We start from the raw sequence: 4,386 nt of genomic DNA, 5'->3' as shown, positions 1-4,386 counted from the left end.
GACAAATGTCACGTCGAAGTAGCTGATTCCAACGTTCGCCGTGAGCGCATGGGGCATATCGAACTCCACGCCCCGGTCGCGCATATCTGGTACTTCCGCAATGCTGTCAACTACATCGCGCTTCTCCTCGAGATGCCCAGCAAGGCTGTCGAGAAAGTCGTTTATTTCGGCAGCTGGCTTGTCCTGGACCCAGGCGATGCCGAGGGACTCGTGCGCAAACAACTTGTGACTGACGAAGAGTTCCGCGAGCGCAAGATCAAGGGTGAGAAGTTCGTCGCCAAGAAGGGTGCTGAGGCGTTCCTCGAACTTCTCAAGGACCTCGACTTGTACAAAATGCGCGACAATCTCCTTGTCCGGATCAAAGGCAAGTCTCGTCAGGACCGTGCAAAAGCAGTCAAGCAGCTGGACGTCGTCACGGCTCTCATCAACAATAGCCGAAAGCCCACGGACATGATCATGACCCGTATCCCGGTGATTCCGCCAGACCTTCGGCCCCTCGTTCAACTGGAGGGAGGCCGATTTGCATCCGACGACCTCAACGAGCTGTACCGCCGGGTGATCAACCGCAACAATCGACTGGGGAAGATGCTTGATGAGAACGCTCCGGAGATCCTGCTCCAGAACGAGAAACGCATGCTCCAGGATGCCGTGGACGCTCTGCTGGACAACAGCAAGCGTCAATATCCTGTTGTCAATGCGAACGGTCGCCCCCTCCGCTCCCTCAGCGACAAACTGAAGGGAAAGGAAGGGCGGTTCCGTCAGAACCTTCTGGGCAAGCGTGTCGACTATTCCGGTCGTGCCGTCATCGTTTCAGGACCGCAGCTCAAGATCAGTCAGTGCGGTGTTCCCAAGGAGATGGCCCTCGAACTGTTCAAGCCCCATGTTATCTACCGGCTCATGCGTGAAGGTGTCGTCGGCAGTATGAAGGTTGCCAAGGACATCGTCGAGAAGCCTACGCCAGAAGTGTGGAACATCCTCGAGAAGGTCGTCAAGGGCAACGTCGTCCTGTTGAACCGTGCGCCGACCCTTCACCGTCTGTCGATCCAGGCCTTCGAACCCGTCCTCATCGACGAAAAGGCCATTCAGATCTCGCCACTTGTGTGCACTCCGTTCAATGCTGACTTCGATGGAGATCAGATGGCCATCCATCTTCCCCTGAGCCTCGCCGCCCAGACGGAGGCACGCTTGCTCATGCTCTCTTCGTATAATATCTTCTCGCCGGCGAGCGGGAACCCTATGGCCGGCCCCGTTCAGGATATGGTGCTCGGCGCCTATTACCTCACGTATGAGATCAAAGACAGAATGAAGGCGATGAAGTGGAATTCCACTCCCGTTTACAGCGAGCAGGACGTCCTCTACCTCTTTGAATCGGGGAAGTTGCGTGTCCACGACCCAGTTCTTGTTCGCCTTGGTGGCATGAAGATCCGTACCACGGCAGGTCGAGTCGTATTCAATGATGAACTCCGAGCGACCATCTTTGAGGGTGAGGCCAAGTATCGTGACTTCCCCTTCCAGAACAAGACGATGCCCAAGAAAGAGATCGAAGCGATGATCCTGGACTTTTCGCGCCAGTTTGGTGTGTCCAAGACCAACGTCCTTCTCGACAACATCAAGGCACTCGGATTCAAATATGCGACTGAATCGGGCATGTCTATCGGACTGTCAGATATGGAAGTTCCACCCGAGCGGCAGCGTATCCTCGACGATGCCGACAGGACCGTCCGCGAGATCAACGAGTTCTACGACGAGGGACTCCTGTCCTACAACGACCGCTACCTCAAGGTGGTCCAGGTTTGGCAGGAGAAGGGCGCAGAGATCGAACAGGCCGTATTCCGTAATCTTACCGAAGAGAACTCCGTGCGTATCATGGCCGACTCCGGTGCCCGTGGAAGCAAGAAGCAGATCGTACAGATGACGGGTATCCGAGGCTTGATGTCGGATCCCACGGGAAAGATTATCGAGTTCCCCATCAAGTCCAACTTGCGTGAGGGTCTGTCTGTGCTCGAGTACTTCCTCTCGACGCACGGTACCCGCAAGGGACAGGCCGACACGGCACTGAAGACATCCGACTCGGGTTATCTGACGCGTCGTCTTGTCGATGTCGCGCACGAACTGGTGGTCCGCGAAGAAGATTGTACCCACTCTCAGGCTCGTGAGATCAAGATTGGCAATCTGGTGGTGTCCTCGCTTTCGGAGGAGTTGGCGGGCAAGATCGCTGACGAACAGATCGTGAATCCTCTAACCGGAGAGACCATCATCCAGCCTGGCGAGGAGATTTCATGGGAACAGGCGAAACGCCTGGAAGCCCTCGGTCTCAAGTTCCTGAAGATCCAGCGGTATGTTGGTGGCTTGACCGTTCAGCCTGTCGTTGACGGCGGCGCCGTCATCGTTGGTCTCCGCGAACAGATAGCTGGCCGGTACGCAGCCGATGATATCGTGCTTCGTGCGTCGACGATCAAGGTGAACCCGGCTTGGTCGAAGACGACGCTTGAACGCATCCTCGATCGACCTGTAGCGACGGACGTTGTGTCTGCTGAGGGAAAAAAGAGTCTCGCAGAGAAGGGCGACCTTCTTACCGAGAAGGTGCTTGCGGCAACGAAACGCGCCGGCATCACGTCCATCGAGGTGGTCGTGGACGAAGATATTGTTTTGGTTCCCAAGGATGGTCTTATCCGCGACGAAGTGGCGATAGCTATCGAGCAGTTTGGTATCACCAGCGTGCGCCTTCGTTCTGCTATCACATGCCAAAGTGAGAATGGCGTCTGTGCCATGTGCTATGGCCGTGACCTGTCCACTGGCAATGATGTTCAGGTCGGGGAGGCAGTCGGTGTCATCGCGGCTCAGTCTATCGGCGAACCCGGTACGCAGCTCACCCTTCGCACGTTCCACACAGGAGGCATCGCGGTCGTTGACATCACAACCGGTCTGCCTCGTGTCGAGGAGATCTTCGAAGGGCGTACGCCAAAAGGACAGGCGGTCGTCTCGACGGTAGATGGTGTATTGCACATCGTCGATGTGAAAGAGAAGAACTTTGAAGAGAGGAAGCAGATTGTCGTCACGACCAAGACGGGTGTCGAAGCCAAGTTCAAAGTTTTGCCGATGACCAGGTTCCGCGTCAAGGATGGAGCGCACGTGCGCGTGGGCGACCAGCTTACCGAGGGTTCCATCGACCCCAAGGGTCTCCTGGAGCTGGTGGGCGTCGAGGAGACGGCCCGCTACTTGGTTCAGGAAGTCCAGAAGGTCTATCGTTCTCAGGGTGTCGATATCAACGTGAAGCACGTGGAGATGATCATTCGCCAGATGCTGAAGAAAGTGAAGGTTGTCGATCCAGGCGATACCACATTCTTCACCGACCAGATCGTGAGCAAGCACGAACTTCTGCTGCAGAACCGCAAGGTCCGCGCGCAGGGTGGCAAGCCTGCGTCCTTCGACCTCGTCCTTCAGGGTATCACAAAATCTTCTCTCGAAACGGATAGTTTCCTGTCCGCTGCATCATTCCAGGAGACGCCAAGAGTGCTTGCTGACGCAGCGATCAAGGGCAAGATCGATCGGTTGACCGGCCTCAAGGAGGCCGTCATCGTGGGCAAGTCGATTCCTGCTGGCACATCGTCTCCGGAACTCATGTTTGAGAAGCGCAAAACGCAGGTGGAACCTTTACGAGAGGCTCGCGGAAGTTAGATTTTTGGGCAAACGGGGCCACAGAGTCGAGCGAGTGACGTCTGGGCTATGCGAGTGTGATTTGTCAAGGGGACAAGCGCTTGACACTTGTCCCCTAATGCATATCATTTAGAGATGTGTATTTACGTCCTTAGGAGGAAACTGTATGGCGACATTTAACCAACTGGTGCGGTCCCCCCGCGTGCAGCCGAAGTTCAAGACAAAGACTCCGGCACTCAAGGGTTGCCCACAGAAGAGGGGTGTCTGCACCCAGGTCAAGACCGCGACACCGAAGAAGCCTAACTCCGCATTGCGTAAGATTGCCAGAGTTCGTCTGACAAACGGCATGGAGGTCACGGCTTATATCGGTGGTATCGGTCATAACCTCCAGGAGCACTCGATGGTGCTGATTCGTGGCGGCAGGGTCAAGGATTTGCCTGGCGTGCGGTATCACATTATTCGTGGAACACTGGATACTGCAGGTGTGGCCAATCGTATGAAGGCACGTTCAAAGTACGGAGCCAAGCGAGCCAAGAAGGGCGCCGCAGCGAAGAAAGGTGGCAAGTAATGCCTAGGAAGAAGCGGCAGTTCCGCAAGCCAGCTCAGGCTGATCCTATCTACAACAGCGAGCTGTTGAACCACTTCATCAACAAGATCCTCAAGAAGGGTAAGAAGGTCAAGGCACAAGGTATTGTATATGGAGCTATCAAAATGATCGACGGGAAAGGC

Annotated in this window: 2 protein-coding genes and 1 pseudogene; all 3 read left to right on the top strand. The window is 55.6% G+C overall.

What is annotated here, in order from left to right; all coding sequences use genetic code 11:
- Positions 1 to 3,678: DNA-directed RNA polymerase subunit beta' (gene rpoC, locus SMC5_RS05390; RefSeq protein ID WP_126854952.1), on the top strand; the 3,678-nt coding region annotated here is incomplete at its 5' end.
- A gap of 145 nt (positions 3,679 to 3,823) precedes the next feature.
- The gene (gene rpsL / locus SMC5_RS05385) at positions 3,824 to 4,225 is read left to right on the top strand and encodes a 30S ribosomal protein S12 (RefSeq protein WP_119119908.1); all 402 of its coding nucleotides are present in this window, start codon (positions 3,824 to 3,826) and stop codon (positions 4,223 to 4,225) included.
- Positions 4,225 to 4,386, top strand: a pseudogene (locus SMC5_RS11645) (30S ribosomal protein S7); the annotation flags it as partial. The gene rpsL and the pseudogene SMC5_RS11645, both read left to right, overlap by 1 nt.

It is taken from the genome of Candidatus Cryosericum odellii (assembly GCF_003570935.1).
Taxonomy (GTDB): domain Bacteria; phylum Caldisericota; class Caldisericia; order Cryosericales; family Cryosericaceae; genus Cryosericum; species Cryosericum odellii.
Note: the sequence above shows the minus strand (reverse complement) of the source record. Positions and strands in the feature narration are given on the sequence as shown.

Excerpts from the sequence above, each read along its gene's own strand:
- rpsL (WP_119119908.1), top strand. The coding sequence starts at position 3,824 with ATGGCGACATTTAACCAACTGGTGCGGTCCCCCCGCGTGCAGCCGAAG.